The sequence below is a fragment of the Xylophilus sp. PBN-3R genome, from assembly GCF_057747805.1.
On sequence record NZ_CM173225.1, the window covers coordinates 239,903 to 260,589 of the forward strand.

General features: G+C 66.8%; 18 protein-coding genes and 1 tRNA gene. 14 read left to right on the forward strand and 5 right to left on the reverse strand.

Annotated features, from left to right (window positions below; genetic code table 11):
* Nucleotides 1–12 precede the first annotated feature (12 nt).
* Both AC3ANW_RS01160 and AC3ANW_RS01165 read right to left on the reverse strand, forming a co-directional pair.
* Nucleotides 13–927 (reverse strand): dihydrodipicolinate synthase family protein, encoded by a 915-nt coding sequence (locus AC3ANW_RS01160; protein ID WP_488343383.1) that lies wholly within the window; start codon nucleotides 925–927, stop codon nucleotides 13–15.
* A 179-nt stretch (nucleotides 928–1,106) separates the two neighbouring features.
* Complete coding sequence (locus tag AC3ANW_RS01165) at nucleotides 1,107–1,784, reverse strand: FadR/GntR family transcriptional regulator (protein ID WP_488343384.1); 678 nt, start codon at nucleotides 1,782–1,784, stop codon at nucleotides 1,107–1,109.
* A gap of 227 nt (nucleotides 1,785–2,011) precedes the next feature.
* Here AC3ANW_RS01165 and AC3ANW_RS01170 point away from each other — a divergent pair, with 227 nt between their 5' ends.
* From AC3ANW_RS01170 to AC3ANW_RS01230, 13 genes are all read left to right on the forward strand, one after another.
* The gene (locus AC3ANW_RS01170) at nucleotides 2,012–2,695 is read left to right on the forward strand and encodes an amino acid ABC transporter permease (protein WP_488343385.1); all 684 of its coding nucleotides are present in this window, start codon (nucleotides 2,012–2,014) and stop codon (nucleotides 2,693–2,695) included.
* Nucleotides 2,696–2,707: 12 nt separating this feature from the next.
* Complete coding sequence (locus AC3ANW_RS01175) at nucleotides 2,708–3,367, forward strand: amino acid ABC transporter permease (RefSeq protein WP_488343386.1); 660 nt, start codon at nucleotides 2,708–2,710, stop codon at nucleotides 3,365–3,367.
* Nucleotides 3,351–4,079, forward strand: a complete 729-nt coding sequence (locus tag AC3ANW_RS01180) for an amino acid ABC transporter ATP-binding protein (RefSeq protein ID WP_488343387.1) — start codon at nucleotides 3,351–3,353, stop codon at nucleotides 4,077–4,079. Before AC3ANW_RS01175 ends, AC3ANW_RS01180 begins: the two co-directional genes overlap by 17 nt.
* Nucleotides 4,080–4,116: 37 nt before the next feature.
* Nucleotides 4,117–4,887 carry a transporter substrate-binding domain-containing protein gene (locus AC3ANW_RS01185; protein WP_488343388.1) on the forward strand — a complete coding sequence of 257 codons (771 nt, stop codon included), beginning with the start codon at nucleotides 4,117–4,119 and terminating at the stop codon, nucleotides 4,885–4,887.
* A gap of 49 nt (nucleotides 4,888–4,936) precedes the next feature.
* Nucleotides 4,937–5,947, forward strand: coding sequence for a zinc-binding alcohol dehydrogenase family protein (locus AC3ANW_RS01190; protein ID WP_488343389.1), 1,011 nt, complete (start codon nucleotides 4,937–4,939; stop codon nucleotides 5,945–5,947).
* A 7-nt stretch (nucleotides 5,948–5,954) separates the two neighbouring features.
* Nucleotides 5,955–7,097, forward strand: a complete 1,143-nt coding sequence (locus AC3ANW_RS01195) for a mannitol dehydrogenase family protein (RefSeq protein ID WP_488343390.1) — start codon at nucleotides 5,955–5,957, stop codon at nucleotides 7,095–7,097.
* A 12-nt stretch (nucleotides 7,098–7,109) separates the two neighbouring features.
* The gene (locus tag AC3ANW_RS01200; protein WP_488343391.1) at nucleotides 7,110–8,648 is read left to right on the forward strand and encodes a UxaA family hydrolase; all 1,539 of its coding nucleotides are present in this window, start codon (nucleotides 7,110–7,112) and stop codon (nucleotides 8,646–8,648) included.
* On the forward strand, nucleotides 8,648–9,595 hold the full coding sequence (locus AC3ANW_RS01205; protein WP_488345323.1) for a sugar kinase: 948 nt from the start codon (nucleotides 8,648–8,650) through the stop codon (nucleotides 9,593–9,595). The genes AC3ANW_RS01200 and AC3ANW_RS01205 overlap by 1 nt, the downstream gene beginning before the upstream one ends.
* A gap of 63 nt (nucleotides 9,596–9,658) precedes the next feature.
* Nucleotides 9,659–10,189: a sigma-70 family RNA polymerase sigma factor gene (locus AC3ANW_RS01210; protein WP_488343392.1), complete on the forward strand. Its 531-nt coding sequence runs from the start codon at nucleotides 9,659–9,661 to the stop codon at nucleotides 10,187–10,189.
* A gap of 2 nt (nucleotides 10,190–10,191) precedes the next feature.
* Nucleotides 10,192–11,172, forward strand: coding sequence for a DUF4880 domain-containing protein (locus tag AC3ANW_RS01215; protein ID WP_488345324.1), 981 nt, complete (start codon nucleotides 10,192–10,194; stop codon nucleotides 11,170–11,172).
* A 95-nt stretch (nucleotides 11,173–11,267) separates the two neighbouring features.
* Nucleotides 11,268–13,823: a TonB-dependent siderophore receptor gene (locus AC3ANW_RS01220; protein ID WP_488343393.1), complete on the forward strand. Its 2,556-nt coding sequence runs from the start codon at nucleotides 11,268–11,270 to the stop codon at nucleotides 13,821–13,823.
* A gap of 116 nt (nucleotides 13,824–13,939) precedes the next feature.
* Nucleotides 13,940–14,263: a c-type cytochrome gene (locus AC3ANW_RS01225; RefSeq protein WP_488343394.1), complete on the forward strand. Its 324-nt coding sequence runs from the start codon at nucleotides 13,940–13,942 to the stop codon at nucleotides 14,261–14,263.
* 180 nt (nucleotides 14,264–14,443) lie between these two features.
* A tRNA-Arg gene (locus AC3ANW_RS01230) sits at nucleotides 14,444–14,520 on the forward strand.
* Nucleotides 14,521–14,610: 90 nt separating this feature from the next.
* On the opposite strand, the gene AC3ANW_RS01235 is transcribed toward AC3ANW_RS01230, so the two are convergent.
* Complete coding sequence (locus tag AC3ANW_RS01235) at nucleotides 14,611–15,108, reverse strand: Lrp/AsnC family transcriptional regulator (RefSeq protein ID WP_488343395.1); 498 nt, start codon at nucleotides 15,106–15,108, stop codon at nucleotides 14,611–14,613.
* A 62-nt stretch (nucleotides 15,109–15,170) separates the two neighbouring features.
* Between AC3ANW_RS01235 and ilvB the strand changes: the two genes are divergently transcribed.
* A complete protein-coding gene (gene ilvB / locus AC3ANW_RS01240; RefSeq protein ID WP_488343396.1) occupies nucleotides 15,171–16,964 on the forward strand; it encodes a biosynthetic-type acetolactate synthase large subunit in 1,794 nt (597 codons plus the stop codon).
* On the opposite strand, the gene AC3ANW_RS01245 is transcribed toward ilvB, so the two are convergent.
* Both AC3ANW_RS01245 and gspD read right to left on the reverse strand, forming a co-directional pair.
* On the reverse strand, nucleotides 16,951–18,315 hold the full coding sequence (locus tag AC3ANW_RS01245; RefSeq protein ID WP_488343397.1) for a GspE/PulE family protein: 1,365 nt from the start codon (nucleotides 18,313–18,315) through the stop codon (nucleotides 16,951–16,953). The two genes, ilvB and AC3ANW_RS01245, sit on opposite strands and share 14 nt — an antisense overlap.
* A complete protein-coding gene (gspD, locus tag AC3ANW_RS01250; protein ID WP_488343398.1) occupies nucleotides 18,312–20,684 on the reverse strand; it encodes a type II secretion system secretin GspD in 2,373 nt (790 codons plus the stop codon). The genes AC3ANW_RS01245 and gspD overlap by 4 nt, the downstream gene beginning before the upstream one ends.
* Nucleotides 20,685–20,687 lie beyond the last annotated feature (3 nt).

A 20,687-nucleotide genomic window follows, 5' to 3' on the forward strand; every position in this document is an offset into this window, starting at 1 on the left:
CGGCGGGCGGTGTCAGGCCACCGACTGGTAGCGGGCCGGCCGGGTTTCCAGCGCCTTGCGTACCACGGCCTCGACGTAGGCGCGTTCGTCACCCACCAGCGGCAGGCGGGGGCGGCGGCAATGCTCGGTGCCCACGCCGACCAGTGCGTCGATCAGCTTCAGGTTCTGTACCAGCTTGGTCGACACGTCGAGGTGCAGCATCGGAGTCATCCACTGATACAGCTTCAGGGCTTCGGTGTAGTCGCCGGCCTTCATCAGGTCGTACAGGGCCACCGTCTCGCGCGGGAAGGCGCAACCGACGCCGGCCAGCAGGCCGTCGCAGCCCAGGGCCAGGCCTTCGAAGGCCAGGTCGTCCACGCCCAGGAACAGCTGGTAGCGGTCGCCCACGGTGTTGCGCAGGTCGGTTATGCGCCGGATGTTGTCGGTGCTTTCCTTGATGGCGACGATCCATTCGCAGTCGGCGAGTTCGACCATGTGTTCGGGCTTCAGGTCGACCCGGTAAGCCACGGGATTGTTGTAGACCATGATGGGTTGCTGCGCGGCCTCGGCCATGGTGCGAACGTTCAGCATGGCTTCACGGGCATCGGCCACGTAGATCACCGAGGGCATGACCATGAAGCCGTTCACGCCCAGCTTGTTGGCACCGTCGATGTAGCGCAGGGCTTCGGTGGTGCGGGTCTCGGACACGTTGGCCAGCACCGGGATGCGGCCGGCCGAAGCCTCGATGGCGATTTTTGCGACCTGCAGTTTTTCTTCCAGCGACAGGGTGCTGGCCTCGCCCAGCGAACCGCAGGTGACCAGGCCGTGGATGCCGTTGCGGATCTGGAAGTCGATGTGCCGCGCGGTGCCTTCGGCGTCGATGCTTTCGTCCGCATGGAACTTGGTGGTGATGGCGGGGAAGATGCCGGTCCAGGGCTTGGTCGTCATGGTCTGTGGTGCTCCGTTGAAAGTGCCGTTGGAAATACTGCAAATATATTTACAGTATGTTGACGACGTATCAGCACAAACCATGCCCGGCTTTTCCGGGTTTTCGGCAGTTTTCGGGCACCGGCCCGGGGCAGCACGATCCGTGGCGGTGCGCCGGGCGACTCAGCGGCGTGGAGTCCTCAGGGTGTGACCCAGCGGTCGGCCGCCGCACGGATGTGCGAACGCATGGCAGCTTCGGACGCCAGCGGGTCGCGCGACTGCAGGCAACGGAAGATGGCCTCGTGTTCGGCCAGGGCTGCATGCCAGGTGGGCTGGTCTTCCAGGCGTATGCGCATGTGGCTGGCCAGCGGACCGCTGCGTTCGTCGAAGAGGGTGCCCACCAGGGTCACCAGCACCGAATTTCCACTCATCTCGGCGATGCGGACATGGAATTCCCGGTCGTGTTCCATCACGTCCCGACCGGCCGCGATGTCGGCCCGCATGGCCTCGATGCTTTCCTGGATGCGGGCAAGTCCCTTGGCAGTGGCGTTGACGCAGGCCAGCACGATGACCGCGCCCTCGACCGCCGCCCGCGCCTGCATCAACTCGGCCGGGCTTTCGCCCATCGACGTCGGGAGCGCGCTGCGCCGTGTCGGCCGGTTGCAGACATAGACACCCGAACCCATGCGGATCTCGACGCTGCCTTCGATCTCCAGCGCGATCAGCGCCTCTCGCAACGATGGCCGAGACACCCCCAGTTGCTGTGCCAGGTCGCGTTCGGGCGGTAGCCGGCTGCCTTCCCGGTAGTCGCCCTGCTGGATCAGCAAACGCATCTTGTCGGCGATCTGGTGGTAGAGGCGGCGGGTGGGATCGTCCATCGGGATTGAGAAGAAAGGGAATTGGTCGACCGGATTGGCCTGACCAGACAGCCGGTCGATGGGTGATTGTCCGGTCGTTTTGCCGGTGTCTGGGCGGAATACTGCGAAATCCGGGTAAACACGGTAAGGCCAATTTTGATATTGGCTTCAAATTGGCCTGACCAAGAAACACGCCACAACACGCCACAAACGCGCAGCCCCGGCTGCCGTCCTTGCCGGGCCCCGCCTTGAAATATTCCTTCGACTTCTCCGCACCGCTGGCCTATTGGCCCGACCTGCTGGCCGGTGCGTGGACCACCCTCACGCTGTCGCTGGCCGCCACCTTCTTCGGGTTCCTGCTGGGGGTGTTCTGCGCGCTGGCCACCACCGGCCGCGCGAAGTGGGCGGCGCGGGTCGCCACCGTCTATATCGAGCTGATCCGCAACACGCCGCTGCTGGTGCAGGTCTTCATCGTCTACTTCGGCCTGTCGTCGCTGGGGTTTCAGGTGGGCGCGTTCACCGCCGCCACGGTGGCGCTGGTGGTCAACGTCGGCGCCTACACCAGCGAGATCGTGCGGGCCGGCATCGAGTCCATTCCCAAGGCGCAACTCGAAGCCGCCGACTGCCTGGGCCTCAGCCGCTGGCAAATGCTGCGCCACGTGGTGCTGCCGCCGGCCATCGAGAGGGTGTTTCCGGCGCTCACCAGCCAGTACGTGCTGCTGATGCTGGCGTCTTCCATCTGTTCGCAGATCTCGGCGGAAGAGCTCACCGCAGTCGCCAACCGCATCCAGTCGGACACCTTCCGGTCGGTCGAGACCTATGTGCTGGTGGCGGTGGCCTACCTGTTCATGTCGCTGGTGATGCGCGGCATTTTCTGGCTGGTGGCCATGGTCGCGTTCCCGCGGCTGCGCCGTCTCGGCACCGCGTTGTAAGGCGAAGACACCATGGGTTTCCTCTCCTTCCTGACCGCCGCGCACCTGAAGTTCCTGGTCGACGGCCTGCTGTGGACCGTCGGACTTTCGCTGATCGCCTTCGTCGGCGGCGGACTGCTGGGTTTCCTGGTGGCGCTGGGTTCTTCCTACGGCCCGCGCTGGTCGCGTTTCGCGGTATCCATCTACATCAAGCTGATCCAGGGCACGCCGCTGCTGGTGCTGCTGCCGCTGGTGTATTTCGGCCTGCCTTCGCTGGGCTTCAACATCGCGCCGCTGGCGGCTGCGGGCATCGCCTTGTCGATCTATGTGTCGGCCTACCTCGGCGAAATCTGGCGCGGCTGCATCGCCTCGGTGCCGCTCACGCAGTCCGAAGCCGCCGAATGCCTGGCGCTGCGCTGGCACCACCGCGTGCTGTTCGTGCTGCTGCCGCAGGCCGTGAAGATCGCCACGCCGCCGACCGTGGGTTTCATGGTGCAGATCGTCAAGAACACCTCGCTGGCTTCGGCCATCGGTTTCGTGGAGCTCGCCCGCGCGGGGCAGATCATCAACAACTCCACCTTCGAGCCCTTCGTCATCTTCGTGATCGTGGCGGCCCTGTATTTCGCCCTGTGTTATCCGCTGTCGGTGCTGAGCCGTCGCCTGGAGAGGAGTTTCCATGTCGCCCATCGTTGAAATCCGGAACATCTCGAAGTGCTTCGGCACCAACCGGGTGCTGGAGGACGTTTCCTTCACCGTGAAGAAGGGCTCGGTCGTGGCCATCATCGGCCAGAGCGGCTCGGGCAAGAGCACCGCGCTGCGCTGCATCGACCGGCTGGAAACCGTGGACAACGGCCACATCAGGGTCTGCGGCCACGAGGTCACGTCGGACAAGCTCGACCTGCACCAGCTGCGGCGCGACGTCGGCATCGTGTTCCAGAGCTACAACCTGTTCCCGCACCTGACGGTCGAGCAGAACATCATGCTGGCGCCCCGGCTGGTGAAGAAGACCGGCAAGGCCGAAGCCCGCCAGCGCGCCCTGGCCGTGCTGACCCAGGTCGGCCTGGCCGAAAAGGCCGACAGCTATCCGTCGCAACTGTCCGGCGGCCAGCAGCAGCGGGTGGCCATCGCCCGTTCGCTGGCCATGCAGCCGCAGCTGATGCTGTTCGACGAAGTGACTTCGGCGCTGGACCCGCAACTCACCGGCGAGGTGCTGCGGGTGATGGAAAAACTGGCGGCCGACGGCATGACCATGATCCTGGTCACCCATGAAATGGCCTTCGCCCGCAAGGTCGCGGACGAGGTGATCTTCATGCACAAGGGCCGCGTGTGGGAACACGGGCCTGCTTCCATCCTCGACCAGCCGGCGACCGTCGAGCTGCGGGATTTCGTCGGCAACGGGCTCTGAACCGGCCCCATTTTTCAATCAAAAAACGGAGACCACCATGACCAAGACATCCATTCGTTTCGCCAGCCTCGTCGCCGCATCGGCCTTCCTGATGCTGGGCGCCGGCGCGGCCCACGCCGACCTGCTGAAAGACATCCGCGACGCGAAGAAGATCCGCATTGCGCTCGACACTGGATCGCCACCCTACGGTTTTGTGAACGACGCCATGAAACCCGTCGGCTCGGACGTGGAAACCGCCCAGATGCTGGCGCAGGACCTGGGCGTGGCGCTGGAGATCGTGCAGACCACCAGCCCCAACCGCATCCCTTTCCTGCAGACCGGCAAGGCCGACATCGTGGTGGCTTCGTTGTCGGTGACGCCCGACCGTGAAAAGGTCATCGACTTCTCGACGCCCTATGCGCAGATCCTCGCGGTGGTGGCCGGCCCCAAGGCAATGCAGATCACCGGCTTCGACGACCTGAAGGGCAAGAAAGTCGCCACCACCCGCGGTTCGAACAACGACAAGGTGGTGACCACCGGCGCCAAGGACGCGCAGATCGTGCGTTACGACGACGACGCCACCCTGGTGACCGCCGCCGTGAGCGGCCAGGCCGACATCATCGCCACCTCGCCGGCCATCGTCAGCACCGTGCTGCAGAAGGCACCGCAGAAGGACATGGTCACCAAATTCACCATGTCGACCGTGCCGCTGGGCATCGGCCTGCGCAAGAACGAGCCCGAACTGAAGGCCTGGATCAACGACTGGGTGGTGAAAAACACCGCCAACGGCAAGCTGACCGCCATCTACAAGAAATACCACGGCAACTGAGCCGAGGCTCGCCCGTCGTCCCCACATCTTTTTTCCCCCTGGACACACCATGCTGACCGTCATCTGTGAAACCCCCGGCACCCTGCGGGCCGAACAACGCGAGCGCCCGGTGCGCGGTGACGGCGAAGTGCTGCTGCGGGTGAAGCGTGTGGGTGTGTGCGGCACCGACCTGCACATCTTCACCGGCAACCAGCCCTTCCTGCAGTACCCGCGGGTAATGGGCCACGAGCTGTCCGGTGTCATCGAGGAAGGCGTTCCGGGCGGCCGCCTGCAGGCCGGCGACGTCTGTTATGTGATGCCCTACCTGTCGTGCGGCAAATGCGTCGCCTGCCGCCAGGGCAAGACCAACTGCTGCGTGAACATCCAGGTGCTGGGCGTGCACCGCGACGGCGCCTTCACCGAATACCTGTCGCTGCCGGAAGCCTTCGTCCACAAGGCCGAAGGCGTGTCGCTGGACCAGGCGGCGATGGTCGAATTCCTGGCCATCGGCGCCCACGGCGTGCGGCGTGCGGACGTCAGGCCCGGCCAGCGTGTGCTGGTCGTCGGCGCCGGTCCCATCGGCATGGCGGCGATGATCTTCGCCAAGGCACGCGGCGGCATCGTCACCGCCATCGACGGCCGGCAGGACCGGGTCGATTTCTGCCAGCGCGAACTGGGCGTCACCCACGCCGTGGCGCTGGGCGAAGGTGATGTCGAGAAACTCTCGGCCGTGACCGACGGCGAGTTCTTCGACGTGGTGTTCGACGCCACAGGCAACGGCAAGGCCATCGAGCGCGGTTTCGGTTTCGTCGCCCACGGCGGCACCTATGTGCTGATCTCGGTGGTGCGGGACACCATCAGTTTCTCGGACCCCGAATTCCACAAGCGCGAGACCACGCTGCTGGGCAGCCGCAACGCCACGACGGAAGATTTCGAGACGGTGATCGCCGCCATGCGTGACGGCCTGGTGCCGACCGCGGCGCTCAACACCCACCGCATGGCGCTGGCCGACGTGCCGACCGATTTCCAGCAACTGCTGGACCCGGCACGCGGTGTCGTGAAGGCCATCGTCGAGGTCTGAAATTCGTATGGCGCAACCCATTCTCCAGTTCGGCACCAGCCGCTTCTTGCAGGCCCACGTAGACCTGTTCGTGTCCGAGGCGCTGGCAGGCGCGCCGGGCGCCGGCGATGCGCTCGGCGGCATCACGGTGGTGCAGACCACCGACCGGCCGGACGGTGCCGCGCGCATCGCCGCGCTGGCGGCTGGCGGCGGTTATCCGGTGCGCATCCGCGGGCTGGCCGGCGGTGAACGCATCGACCACACGGTGACCTGTTCGGCGGTGCGCGAGGCCTGGCAGGCCGGCGCGCAATGGCCGGCAGTGCGTGCCGCGGTGGCGGGCGAGGTGCAGGTCATCGTCTCCAATACGGCGGACAAGGGTTACCTGCTGGACGACCGCGACGGCCCTGCCGCGCTGGTGGATGGCAGCCCGGCGCCGCACAGTTTCCCGGCCAAGCTGCTGGTGCTGCTGTTCGGCCGCTGGCAGGCCGCGCCCACTTCGCCGCTGACGCTGCTGCCCTGCGAACTGGTGGAGAACAACGGCGATGTGCTGCGAGAGGTGGTCACCGGATTGGCCCGGCAATGGGGCCTGCCTGCCGAGTTCATCGAATGGCAGCGCGGCTTCTGCGTGTGGGGCAATTCGCTGGTCGATCGCATCGTGTCCGAAGCCATCGAACCGGTAGGCGCCGTGGCCGAGCCCTATGCCGTCTGGGTCATCCAGCGGCAGGACCGGCTGGTGCTGCCCTGCCGGCATCCTTCCGTCCTGCTGACCAACGACCTGGCCTTCTACGAGCGCCTGAAGCTGTTCCTGCTGAACGCCGGCCACACCTGGCTGGCCGACCGCTGGTTGAACGACGGACTGGCCCCCGGCCTCACCGTGCGTGAAGCCATGGCCGACCCCGTTCTGCGCGCCGGCCTTGAAGCGCTGTGGGCGGACGAAATTTTGCCGGTGTTCGGTGCCCTGAGCCCGGCCGCGCGGGTGCAGGCCGAGGCTTATCTGGTCGATGTGCGCGAGCGTTTCAGCAACCCCTTCCTGGACCACCGTATCGCCGACATCGCACAGAACCACGCGCAGAAGAAACAGCGCCGTTTCGGCCCCATCGTGGCGCTGGCGGCCGAACACGCGCCGCAGCTGTCCCAGCCGGTGCTGAAGGCGGCCCTGGCGACTGCCTGAGCCGATAAAGACATGAACATCCCCGTGAACTCTGCGCCGCTGGCCCTGCAATTGGGCGTGACCGACAACGTGGCCGTGGCCCGGCAAGACCTGGCGGCCGGCACGGTGCTGATGGTCGGCGGCCACACCGTCAGCCTGCTCCAGGACATCGCCTCCGGACACAAGCTGGCGTTGACGCCCATCGCGGCCGGCGCGCCGGTGCTGAAGTACCAGCAGAGCATCGGCATCGCGACCGCCGACATCGCGGCCGGCGAGCATGTGCACGTCCACAACGTCGGCATGGCCGAGTCGACCCACCAGCACAGCTTCGGCGCTGGCTACCGGGCCACGGTGGCGGTGGCCGAGCCGCTCACCTTCGAGGGTTATGTGCGCGACGACGGCCGGGTGGCCACCCGCAACTACCTGGGTGTGATTTCCAGCGTCAACTGCTCCGCCACCGTCTGCCGCCACATCGCCGATGCCTTCCGGGGCGAGGCGCTGGCCGACTGGCCGCATGTCGACGGCGTGGTCGCCATCACACACGGCAGCGGCTGCGGCATGGGCGGCAACGGCGAAGGCCTGGAATTGCTGCAGCGCACCCTGCGCGGTTATGCCAACCACCCCAATTTCGCCGGTGTGCTGGTGATCGGCCTGGGCTGCGAGGTCAACCAGATCGCGCCCCTGGTCGAGACGCTGACGGCCCGCGCGCCGGGCATGTTCGCCACCCTCACGATCCAGGAAGAAGGCGGCACCCGCGAGACCATCGCGCAGGGCAAGGAAATCATCCGGGACATGCTGGGCCAGGCCGAACAGGCACGCCGCCGGACGGTGCCGCTGAGCCACCTGGCGGTCGGGCTGCAATGCGGCGGTTCCGACGGTTATTCGGGCATCAGCGCCAACCCGGCGCTGGGTGCGGCGGTCGATCTGCTCGTGCAGCACGGCGGCACCGCCATCCTGTCGGAAACACCTGAAATCTATGGGGCCGAACACCTGCTCACCTACCGGGCGGCATCGCCCGCGGTGGCGGACAAGCTGTTGAAACGGCTGCGCTGGTGGGAAGGCTATGCCGAGATGCACGGCGGCGACCTCAACAACAATCCGTCGCCCGGCAACAAGGCCGGCGGCATCACCACCATTCTTGAAAAGTCGCTGGGCGCGGTCGCCAAGGCGGGCACCAGCGGGCTGATGGAAGTGCTCGAATATGCCGAGCCGATACGTGCCCACGGCCTGGTGTTCATGGATACCCCGGGCTACGACCCGGTGTCGGCCACCGGGCAGGTGGCGGGCGGCGCCAACCTCATCTGCTTCACCACCGGCCGCGGTTCGACCTACGGATGCAAACCCACGCCGTCGCTGAAGCTGGCCACCAATTCGGCCATGTTCAACCGCATGCGGCTGGACATGGATTTCGACGCCGGCGCCATCGTCGAAGGCAGGCAAAGCATCGCCGAGGCCGGCGCCGCCCTGCTTCAGCTGATGATCGCCACGGCCTCCGGCCAGGCCAGCAAAAGCGAGGAGAACGGCCTGGGCGACAACGAGTTCTTGCCGTGGCAACTCGGCGCGGTGATGTGATGGCGAGCGTGGAATCCGGTTCTCTCGACGTGCTGACCGTCGGCGAACCCATGGCCATCTTCATGGCCCATGCGCCGGGCGAGCTGCATGCCGTCGAACACTTCCAGCGGGGTGCCGCCGGAGCAGAACTGAACGTGGCGACCGGCCTCGCCCGGCTGGGGCTGCGCACCGGCTACATCACCCGGCTGGGCCACGATTCCTTCGGCCGTTTCCTGCAGGACCACCTGGCGCGCGAGAGCATCGATGGCCGTTATGTCGGTTTCGATGACAGCCGGCCGACCGGTTTCATGCTGAAGACCCGTGCGCACGATGGCAGCGATCCGCAGATCGAATATTTCCGCAAGGGTTCCGCCGCCAGCCAACTGGCGGTGCACCATGCGCCCGAAGGAACCGGTTTCCCGGCGCGCCACCTGCATCTGACCGGCATCACGCCCGCGCTTTCGGACAGCTCGCGTGAACTGGTGCTGCATCTGGCGCAACGTGCCCGCGACGCGGGTGCCGGCATCTCCTTCGACCCCAACCTGCGGCCACGGCTGTGGCCTTCCCGGGCGGCGATGGTCGAATGCATGAACGACCTGGCAAGCCGTGCCGACACCGTCCTGCCCGGCCTGGCCGAGGGCACGCTGCTGACGGGTGAAACCACGCCCGAGGGCATCGCCGATTTCTACCTGTCGCGTGGCGCCCGCCAGGTGGTCGTCAAGCTGGGGCCGCAGGGTGCGTTCTTCGCGCGCGAAGATGGCCTGCGGGGCATGGCGCCGGGCGTGCGTGTCGAACAGGTGGTCGACACCGTGGGTGCAGGTGACGGTTTTGCGGTGGGGATTGTCAGCGGCCTGCTGGAAGGGCTGGACCTGGCCGATGCCGTCGCCAGAGGCAACGCCATCGGCGCGCGGGTGGTCCAGTTCGCGGGCGATTCAGAAGGCTTGCCGAGGCGCCACGAACTGGGGTGAACCGGCGGCGGATGAGGGGCTGCACGAGGGTGTGGACGATACAATGCAATGAGATTCATTCTCATGACCGTGACCTCCTTCACCCCACTTGCTCCCGAAGACGCGCAACAGGCGCGCGACCTGTTCGTCGACCACCAGCCCTGGTTGCTGGGCCGGCTGCAGCAGCGGCTGCGGGACCACGCACATGCCGAGGACATGACCTCGGAAACCTTCGTCAAGGTCATCGCCCATCGCGGGCTGGACAGCATCCGCGAGCCGCGTGCTTTCCTGACGACGGTGGCAAAACGGGTGTTGTACGAGTTCTGGCGGCGGCGTGACCTGGAGCAGGCTTACATCGACGCATGCGCCCATCTGCCGAAGGCCGTGGCGCCATCCCCGGAAGATCGTGCGCTGCTGCTCGAATCGTTGTCCCAGGTGGCAGAGGCGCTCGACGGCCTGAGCGACAGGGCGCGCCAGGCCTTTCTGCTGAGCCAGCTCGACGGCCTGACCTATGCCGAGATCGCGGAACGCACGGGCGTGTCGGCCAGCATGGTGCGCAAGTACATGGTGCAGGGCTGGCGCGCCTGCGCTCTGGCCACCGGCGAGGCGGCTTGAGCATGTTGCTGGACACGGTCGTCGAACAGGCCATCGACTGGCTGGTGCTGATGCGTTCGGGCGAGGCGACGGCGGAAGACCGGCACGAACTCGAACATTGGCTGGGCCGGGCGCCGGCGCATCGCCAGGCCTGGGCGCGTCTGACCGGGCCGGTCGATGCCGCTTTTTCTGCGGCGCGGCAGGTCAACCAGCGGCATCCGGGACAGGCCGAACTGATCCATGCGACGGTGGCCGGCAGCGCAGCACATGCCGGCCGCCGCAGACGTTTGTTGCGTGGCGCGCTGGCCGTGGGCGGCGTGGGTGTGGCGACCGGCCTGCTGGTCGATCGCCAGATGCCTTTGCAGGAACTGCTGGCCGAATGGCGCACCGGCACCGCCGAGCGGCGTGTGGTGCGCCTGGCCGACGGCAGCAGCCTGCTGCTGGATGCGCGGTCCGCTGCGGACGATGCCACGACAGCGGTGCAGCGTGGCGTGCGTTTGCGCAGCGGCCAGGCCATCGTCGAAGCGGTTTCCGGACGGCAGCCTCTGGTGCTCTCCGGCTGGCACGGAAGCCTGTCCGCGGCAGGCGGGCAGGGCGCGCGTTTCCTGCTGCGCCAGGAAGAAGGGCGCAGCCTGGCGGTGGCCTTGCATCAGCCCTTGCGGATGGCTTCGGTCAACGGGCTGAACCGCAGGTTGTCCGAGGGCGAGGCGGCCTGGTTCGGCCCATCCGGCATCGAGTCGGCACCCGACATGGCAATGACCGCCGCCGCCTGGGAACACGGTCAGCTGGAGGTTCACGACCGGCCGTTGGGTGAGGTCGTCGCGGCGCTGCGAACGTATCGTCGCGGGTTCATCCGCATCAGTCCGGAGGCGGCGCGGCTGCGGGTGTATGGCAGCTATCCGCTGGACGACCCGGACCGCGCGTTGACGGCCATCGGCGAGACGCTGCCGGTGGCGATGCACCGCCATTCGGGCGGCTGGCTGGTGCGCATCGACGTCGCCTGAAGTTTTTTCAGGCGAATCGCTGACGCTTTTTCCGGCTGGCAACACATGCCAGTTGAGGAACCTGATTTCTCGCCAACCGGAAACCCTTTCTTCCCATGCACCGAGTCCCCGTTTTCCCTTTCCGTGGTCGCCTGCTGGCGGCGAGCATCGCCCTGGCCTTGCTGCACGCCACGGCCTCCCTGGCACAGCCCGCCGTTGCCACCGCTGCGCGTGCCTACGACATCCCCGCCCAGCCCCTGGGTGCGACGCTGGCGCGCATCGCCACCGAAGGCGGGCGGCCTATCTCCATCGACGCTGCGCTGGTGCAGGGGCTGTCGGCACCGGCCGTGCGTGGCCAGTTGAACGTCGAAGAGGCGGCGCAGCGGGCGCTAGACGGGAGTGGGCTGCAACTGGCGCGCACCCCCAGCGGAGCCCTGACCTTGCAGCGCGCTGCGGCGGCCGTGCCGGTGGCCACCTCCGTCACGCCGTCCCGGGAGGCGAACGCCGCCTATTCGCTGCGTGAAGTGCGGGTGGCCGGAAAACGCGAAGGCGAGACAGAAGGCACCGGCTCGTACACCAGCGACGGCATCACCATCGGCAAGACGGCCCAGGCCATGCGCGAGATTCCGCAGTCGGTCTCGGTGATGACCCGGCAGCGCATCGAGGACCAGAACGTCACCGACCTGGGCAAGGCGGCCGAACAGATCGTCGGCCTGACGGTGCAGGATTCGGGCCACCGGGTGACGGACATCTACTCGCGCGGCTTCGCCATCAACAGCGTGCAGATCGATGGTGGCGCGCCGATGTCGACCGACAACTACGCCTTCGTGTCCTACGACATGACCGAGTACGACCGGGTGGAGGTGCTGCGTGGCGCCACCGGCCTGGTCAACGGCACCGGCAACCCGGGCGGCGCGGTGAACCTGGTGCGCAAGATGCCCACGGCCACGCCGCAGTTCAAGTTCACCGCCAGCGCCGGCCGCTGGGACAACTACCGCACCGAGTTCGATGCCTCGGGTCCGCTGGCCTTCGACGGCAAGGTGCGCGGGCGGGCGGTGGTCTCGTATGAGAACCGTCATTACTTCACCGACCGACGTTCCACCGAGAAACCCACGCTCTACGGCGTGATCGAAGCCGACATCGGGCCGAGGGCCGTGCTGACGGTCGGCGGCCGCGACCAGGTGATCCACGAGAACGGCACGCCGCAGGGCTTTCCGCGCTACAGCAACGGCGCCGACCTGCGCCTGCCGCGCAACACCGCGCTGACGGCGCCCTGGGCCTACCAGGACAGCACCTCGCGCGAGATCTTCGCCAAGCTCAACTGGCGCCTGGCCGACCGCTGGACCCTGCGCGCCAACGCCACCCGTACCCAGGAGAAAGGCGACATCGACGGCGGTTACGTGTCGGGCGCGGTCAACCCGATCACGCTGGCCGGCTCCCGCTGGGTAGGGTCGGACGTGGCCTTCCAGAACGAACAGACGCTGCTGGACGTCAACCTGAGCGGTGCCTTCGACCTGCTGGGCCGCACCCATGAAGTGCTGGTCGGCGCCGACATGCAGGACATCGGCAGCCGCTGGCAGAGTTTCGTGGTGGCGCGGACCACCGGGCAGGCGGCCAACCTGTTCGACATCGGCAGCACGCCCTATGTGTCGGGCAACCTGGCGCGCGGCCAGATGTTCCGCAGCTACGACCCCAACGGCACCAGGCAGTACGGCGCGTACGGCACGCTGCGGCTGGACGTGGCCGACGGCACCAGGGTCATCGTCGGCGCGCGGGCCAACAAGTACAAATACAACCAGGTCTACGGCACCTACCTGAACAGCAGCTGGGTGATGACCGACACCTGGAGCGTGGCCAGCGCCACCCAGTACACCGAGCCCACGAAGATCGTGCCCTTCGCCGGGGTCATCCAGGACATCACGCCGGAGTGGTCGGCCTACGCGAGTCATGCGGAGATCTTCAATCCGCAGGCGTACTACAAGTCGGGCCCCGCGCCGGGTGTCGGCCTGGACCCGATGCACGGCAGCAATACCGAGTTGGGCGTCAAGGGCGAACTGCTGGACGGCAAACTGAACACCTCCCTCGCCCTGTACCGCGTGGTGCAGAAGGACCGGGCGGTGCAGGACGGCCGTTACCCGACGTCGGAGACGCTCTACGCCGGCTCGTGCTGTTACCTCAACGCCGGAAAGGTGGTGAGCCAGGGCGTTGACATGGAGGTCAACGGCGAGGTGGCGCGGGGGGTGAACCTGTATGCGGGCTACACCTTCAACAGCAACCACGACAAGACCGAGAACGCGGTCTTCAGCACCATCACCCCGAAGCACCTGCTGAAGTTCTTCGGCACCTGGCAACTGCCGGGCGTGGCATCGGCCTGGAAGGTGGGCGGCGGGGCGACCGTCAACAGCAGCCAGTATGTGAAGGGCACGGCGGTGAGCTGGAACGCCAGCACCCAGAGCTGGACCGGGCCGTCGGTGCCGTATTCGTACACCCAGCCGGGTTATGCGGTATGGAACTTCATGTCCGAATACCGCGTCGACCCGCGCTGGACGGTGTCGCTCAACCTCAACAACGTGTTCGACAAGTGGTACTACCGCACGGTGGGGAGTTCGGTGCTGAACAACTACTACGGTGACCCGCGCAACCTGGTGGTGACGCTGCGTGGGAAGTTCTGACTGCGGCGCGGACGGGCATCCCTGCCCATGCTGCCGCAGGCGTCAATCCAGGCCCGCGTCGATGCCTGGCCGAAGCCACCGGCCCAAATCCTTTTGCTGACCGATAGCATCGGCGTGTGCATCACCTGACTTTCCATCACTGGCTGTTCTCCGCCGCCCTGATCGCCGTGCACGGCGTGGCCGCTGCCCAACTCGACCTGGCGCGCGACAACGGCTGCCTCGTCTGCCATTCGATAGAAAAGAAGGTGATCGGCCCGGCCTGGCGGGACGTGGCACTCCGCAACGCGGGCCGCCGCGATGCCGAAGACGCCTTGCTGGCAGCCATCCTGCGCGGCAGTGTCGGCCGCTGGGGCACCGCGCCGATGCCGCCGAACCCGGATGTCGGCGAAGCCGATGCCCGCCAGCTGGCCCGCTGGATATTGGCTTTGCCTCCTTCCTGACTGAATCGTCGGGGAACCGCGCCTGGCGGCATGGCCGGTGGCGGCGCGGGCTGTCCGGAAATTGCGGGCGGTCGCGGCGCCGACCGACTGGCCCCGTTGCGGGCGGCCGGCGGACTTTTTTCAAAGTATTTTCAGGCGGGCTTTGACAAACGCCAAAAACATTGCATAATACGAGTCTTGGCGGCTGTAGCTCAGTTGGATAGAGTACTTGGCTACGAACCAAGGGGTCGTGGGTTCAATTCCTGCCAGCCGCACCAAAAATGAGATGCCCTGAAGTGGAAACGCTTCAGGGCTTTTTCATTTGTGCCGCCCGGTTCTTGCGCACGAGCGAAGTCACCCGGGAAACATCACACCGGCGCCAGGCTGGCTTCCTTCATCGTCCGCAGCACGAAGTGCGATTTGCTGTGGCGGATGCCCGGAATCTTGTAGAGCCGCTCCCGCAGCAGCCTCTCGTAGTCGCGGGTGTCGCGTACCGCCAGGCGGATGTAGTAGTCGTAGTCACCCGACACCAGGTAAGCCTCCATCACTTCCGGGATCTCCGCCAGGATGCGCCCGAATTCATACAGCGTTTCGTCGGTATGGCTCTCCAGGGTGAGCTGCACGATGACCGAATCGCGGTAGCCCAGCCGAGCCGGGTTCACGTCCACCGTGTAGCGGCGGATCACACCCTCTGTCTCCAGTCGTTTGATGCGGGTCCAGCAGGCGGTGGACGACAAACCCACATCCGCACCGATTTCGTTCAGCGTCTTGCGGCTGTCCTGCATCAGCAGCCGCAAAATGGCCATGTCGAGTTTGTCGAATGATTTTTCGGTCGAATCGCCCGATGATGGTTTGATTTTCGGCATGGCTGGCTAATTGGCTGAAAAAGACGAAGCATATTCCGGTCGTTCTCCGGAAAAATCTCCAGATGGAAAAAGTTCTGGAACGACCTCTCGGATTGCCCGCGCTGCCCGCGCTGGTTGCACCCCTCAACGGCGCGCAGACCTTGCTGGGCGCGCTGGTCGAAGCCGGCGTCGACACACTCTTCGGTTACCCCGGCGGCGCGGCCTTGCCGCTGTACGACGCCCTGCACGGCGAACCCCGCCTGCGCCACGTGCTGGTGCGCCATGAACAGGCGGCGGTCCACGCGGCCGAGGGTTACGCCCGCAGCACCGGGCGGGTCGGCGTCGTGCTGGTCACCTCCGGCCCGGGTGTGGCGAACACCATCTCGGGCCTGCTCGACGCCATCAGCGATTCGGTGCCCCTGCTGTGCATCAGCGGACAGGTGGCGACGGCGGTGATCGGCACCCAGGCCTTCCAGGAAAGCGATGCGCTCGGCATGTCCCGCCCGGTGACCAAGTGGAACCACCAACTGCGTTGCGCCGACGATGCGGCCGCCATGGTGGCCAAGGCGCTGGCCGTGGCGGCCGACGGCCGGCCGGGGCCGGTTCTGCTGGACGTGCCCAAGGACGTGCAACTGGACCTGGTCCGCCACACGCCCGTACCGTCGCAACACTGGAAACGCGCAGAGCCGGAACCCCCGTCACCGGCCAGCATCCAGCGAGCGGCGGAACTCATCGCCAGCGCTCGCCGGCCGGTGTTCTACGGCGGTGGCGGTTTGGTCAACGCCGGTCCCGAGGCCTGTGCCGATTTCACCGAACTGGTCCACCGCCTGGGCGCGCCCTGCACCCTGACGCTGATGGGCCTGGGCGCCTTTCCCGCTTCCGACCCGGCCTTTGTCGGCATGCTGGGCATGCACGGCACGGTCGAGGCCAACCTGGCGATGCACGAGGCCGACCTGGTGATCAACATCGGCGCGCGTTTCGACGACCGTGTCACCGGCAGGCTGGCCGACTTCTGCCCGCAGGCCCGCAAGATCCATGTCGACATCGACCCGGCCAGCATCCATCGCACGGTGAAGGTCGACGTGCCGGTGGTGGCCGATTGCGGCAGTGCGCTGAAGGCGCTGCTGGCCGAACCCGCGCTCGCTGCCGGCCAGCACGACCCGGCGCGGCTGACGCCATGGTGGGCCCGTATCGAAGCCTGGCGCAGCCGCGACTGCCTGGGCTTCACGCCGCGCAGCGATGCCATCCTGCCGCAGCAATTGATGGCCGCGCTGCAGCAGTCCCTCGCGGGGCACGATGCGTCGGTGTCGACCGATGTCGGCCAGCACCAGATGTGGGCGGCTCAATACCTGCGGTTCGACCGGCCGCGGCGCTGGCTGACTTCGGGCGGAGCCGGCACCATGGGTTACGGGCTGCCGGCGGCCATCGGCGCGCAGGTGGCTTTCCCCGAACGGACGGTGGTGTGTGTCAGCGGCGATGCGTCCATCCTGATGAACATCCAGGAGCTGTCCACGGCGGTGCAGCATGCCGCGCCGGTGAAGGTGGTGCTGTCGAACAACGGCTACATGGGCATGGTGCGGCAGTGGCAGGAGCTGAACCACGGCAACCGTCTGAGCCACAGCTGGAACGCGGCCCTGCCCGATTTCGTGGCCCTGGCAAAAGCGTTCGGATGGGGCGCGCGGCGGGTGGACGACCCGGCCGAACTGCGGGCCGCGCTGGACGAGTGCCTGGCGTATCCCGGTCCGTTCTTCCTCGACGTCCGGGTAGCGGCACAGGAGAACTGTTACCCGATGATCCCGGCCGGCTGTGGCCACCACCAGATCATGCTGGCCGGAGGTGTGTGGATGGAGCCAGAACCGCCTGTCAGTCCCGCGTGACGCGCAGCACTTCTTCGGGTGAGGTGATGCCTTCTGCCACCAGCCGTTCGCCGTCCTGGCGCATCAGCTGCATGCCGTTGGCCAGTGCGGTTTCGCGGATCTTGGCTTCGGCCGCCTGGCCGTGGATCTGCTCGCGGATGGCGTCGTCCACCACCAGCAGTTCGAACACGCCGGTGCGGCCGCGGTAACCGCTGACCTCGCCCGGGTCGAGCTTGCGCACCAGCCGCTGGGCCAGCACGCCCAGCAGCGAGCTGGACAACAGGAAGGGCTCGACCCCCATGTCGATCAGCCGGGTGACGGCGCTGGCGGCATCGTTGGTGTGCAGCGTGGCCAGCACCAGATGGCCGGTGAGGGACGCCTGGATGGCGATCTGCGCGGTCTCGAAATCGCGGATCTCGCCGATCATCACGATGTCCGGATCCTGCCGCAGGATGGCCCGCAGGGCGCGCGCGAAGTCCAGGTCGATCTTGTTGTTGACCTGGGTCTGGCCGACGCCGGGCAGCTCGTATTCGATCGGGTCCTCGACCGTCATGATGTTGTTCTGCGTGGCGTCCAGCCGCGCCAGCGACGCATACAGCGTGGTGGTCTTGCCCGAGCCGGTGGGGCCGGTCACCAGCACGATGCCGTGCGGCTGGCCGATGAGCTTCTGGAACCTGTGCAGCACCTCGCCCTGCATGCCGACCGACTCCAGGCTGATCTTGCTTTCGCTCTTGTCCAGCAGCCGCAGCACCGCACGTTCGCCGTAGGCCGAAGGCAGGGTGGACACCCGCACGTCGACCGCCCGGGTGCCGATGCGCAGCGAGATGCGGCCGTCCTGCGGCAAGCGTTTTTCGGAGATGTCCAGGTCGGCCATGATCTTCAGGCGCGAGATCAGGGCGGCATGCAGGGCCCGGTTGGGCTGCACCACTTCACGCAGCGCGCCATCGACCCGGAAACGCACGCTGGAATGGCGTTCATAGGGTTCGATGTGGATGTCGCTGGCGCCGTCGCGCGCGGCCTGGGTGAGCAGGGCGTTGAGCATGCGGATGATGGGTGCGTCGTCGGCGGTTTCGAGCAAGTCCTCGATCGCCGGCAGCTCCTGCATCATCCGCGACAGGTCGGCGTCGCTCTCGACCTCGCTGACGACCGTGGCGGCGCTGGATTCGCCCTGGGCATAGGCGGCGCTGATGCGCTGGGCCAGTGCAGGGGCGTCGATGCGCTGCAGTGAACGCACCGCATGGCGGCGGAGCACCTCACCGCAGGCAGAAGCGTCGGGCGCCGGGCCGTGCCACAGCGTCAGTTCGCCGTCGGTGTCTTCCAGCAGCAGCTGGTGCGCGCGGGCAAAACCGTAGGGCAGTGGATAGCGGGTCACTGGGTTTCCTGGCGGGACAGCGGGTCGGCGGTGGGGGCCAGGACACCACGGCGCGGCGGGCCCGAAGGGGCGGTGACGGTCGGCGGCATCGGCGGTGGTACCAGCGTGGTGCCGGTGATGGAGTCGTCGCCGCGGGCGCGCGAGTTGCCCGCGGGCTGCGGAAACACCGGCAGCACCGGCGCGGCGTTGATGCTGTTCAAGACCGGGCTCGGCGCGGGTTGCACGTTCTGCTGGAGTGTGCGGATGGCGTCGTAGCGGTCCTGGGTGAGCGCATCGCTTTCGGATGCGTCACGCACCACCACCGGCCGCAGGAAAACCATCAGGTTGCTCTTGTTGCGGGTGCGTTTCTCGCTGCGGAACAGGGCCCCGAAAACCGGCACGTCACCGAGGCCGGGAACCTTGTCCTGGCTGAGTGAGTAGTCATCGGCCAGCAGGCCGCCGAGCACGACGATGCTGCCGTCCTCGACCAGCACGTTGGATTCGATGGAGCGTTTGGTGGTGGTCGGTCCGTTGGTATTGGTGAGCGTGGCCGAGTCGACGCTGGAGACTTCCTGGAAGATCGCCATCTTCACCGTGCCGTTGGCGTTGATCTGCGGTTTGACCCGCAGCGTCAGGCCGACGTCCTTGCGCTCCACCGAGGTGTAGGGGCTGGTGGTGGCACCCGACGTCAGGATGGTCGAACCGGTGACGAAGGGGACGTTCTGGCCGATGACGATCTTGGCTTCCTCGTTGTCGAGCGTCAGCAGGTTGGGTGTCGACAGGATGTTGGCATCGCCAGTGTTCTGCAGGAAGGTGGCCAGCGCACCCAGGTAGTACTTGCCATTGATGCGGGGAACGATGGCCGCGTTGAAGCCGTTGCCCAGGCCGGACGCAGCCGATGCCAGGGCGGTGGTGCCGCTGGCGGCGGCCACGGCCGCGCTGATGATGTTGGTGCCGGCCACACTGGAGTTGGTGCCCAGCACGCCGATGGTGCTGCCCGAGTTACCCAGCACGCTCTGCCACTGGATGCCGAAGTCGGCCACCTTGTTGGCGTTGACTTCCACGATCAGGCTTTCGACCAGCACCTGTGCGCGGCGGCCGTCGAGCTTCTCGATGACGGCGCGCAACTGGCGATATTGCGGTTCGGTGGCCGTGATGATCAGCGAGTTGGTGGCCGGGTCCGCCTGGATGCTCCCGCCGGTGGACGGCATGGCGCTGTTGGCAAAGTTGCCCGATGCGCTGCTGCCCAGGGTCGAGCTGTTGCTGCTGGAGTTGCTGCTGCCGCTCAGGTTGGTGAGTGCGGTCGGCAGCGCGGTGGTGCCGGTCGACGCGGTGGGCGTCGACTGCGTGGCACCGCTGGTGCCAGCGGTGCCGCTGCCGGCCGTCAGCGAAGCCAGCGCCGCCCGCAGGGCAACCGCGATGCGCGTGGCTTCGGCGTTCTTCAGGTAGACGACATAGATGTTGCCGGCATCGCCGTTCGGGCCGAGCGCGGTCGGTGCGTCGAGCCTTGCCACCAGCGAACGCACCAGCGCCAGCCGTGCCGGGTTGGCGCTGCGCACGATGAGGGCATTGCTGCGCGGTTCGGCGATCAGCGTGGTGCGGTAGCTGTTGTCGCTCTGGCCGCCCGCGGCAGCGCCGCCGGGGGCCGCGCCTGCAGCGGCGGTAGACGTCGAGCCGGTGCCTTCGATCAGCCGCGACACCAGCGGCACCACATCGACCGCATTGGCATAACGCAGCGGAATCACCTCGACATCGGTGGCGTTGGACACGTCCATCGACGCGATGATCCGCGCCAGCCGCTGCAGGTTGTCGGCGTAGTCGGTGATGACCAGCGAGTTGTTGCCCGGGTTGACGTTGATGGTGTTGTTGGGGCTGATCAGCGGGCGCAGCACCGGCACCAGGTTGGCTGCGTTCTCGAAGTTCAGCCGGAAGATCTGGGTGACCACCTGGTTGCCGCCGGTGCGCGGTCCGTTGCCCACCGTCACCGATCCGCCCTGCAGCTTGGCGTCGGCCTCGGGCACCACCTTGTACAGGCCGGCGGATTCGACCACCGTGAAACCCTGCAGGCGCAGGGCGGCCAAGAACTGGTCGAAAGCGATGTTGGGCGGCACCGGCCGCTCGGTCATCAGCGACATGGTGCCCTTCACCCGCGGGTCGACCACCATGTTGCGGCCGGTGATGGTCGACAGCGTACGCGCCACCGCCTCGATTTCGGCATTGGTGAAATTGAGGGTGACCGGTTCACGCGAACCGACCACCGAAGGCAGCGCGCCGCGTGCGACCTGGGCGAACACCGCGCCCGGCTGGGCCAGCAGGATGGACAGCAGCGCGGCCATGGAGGCACGGGCAAAAGGCGCCGGACGGAACGAGGAGGGCGGGAAAGATGGCATGGC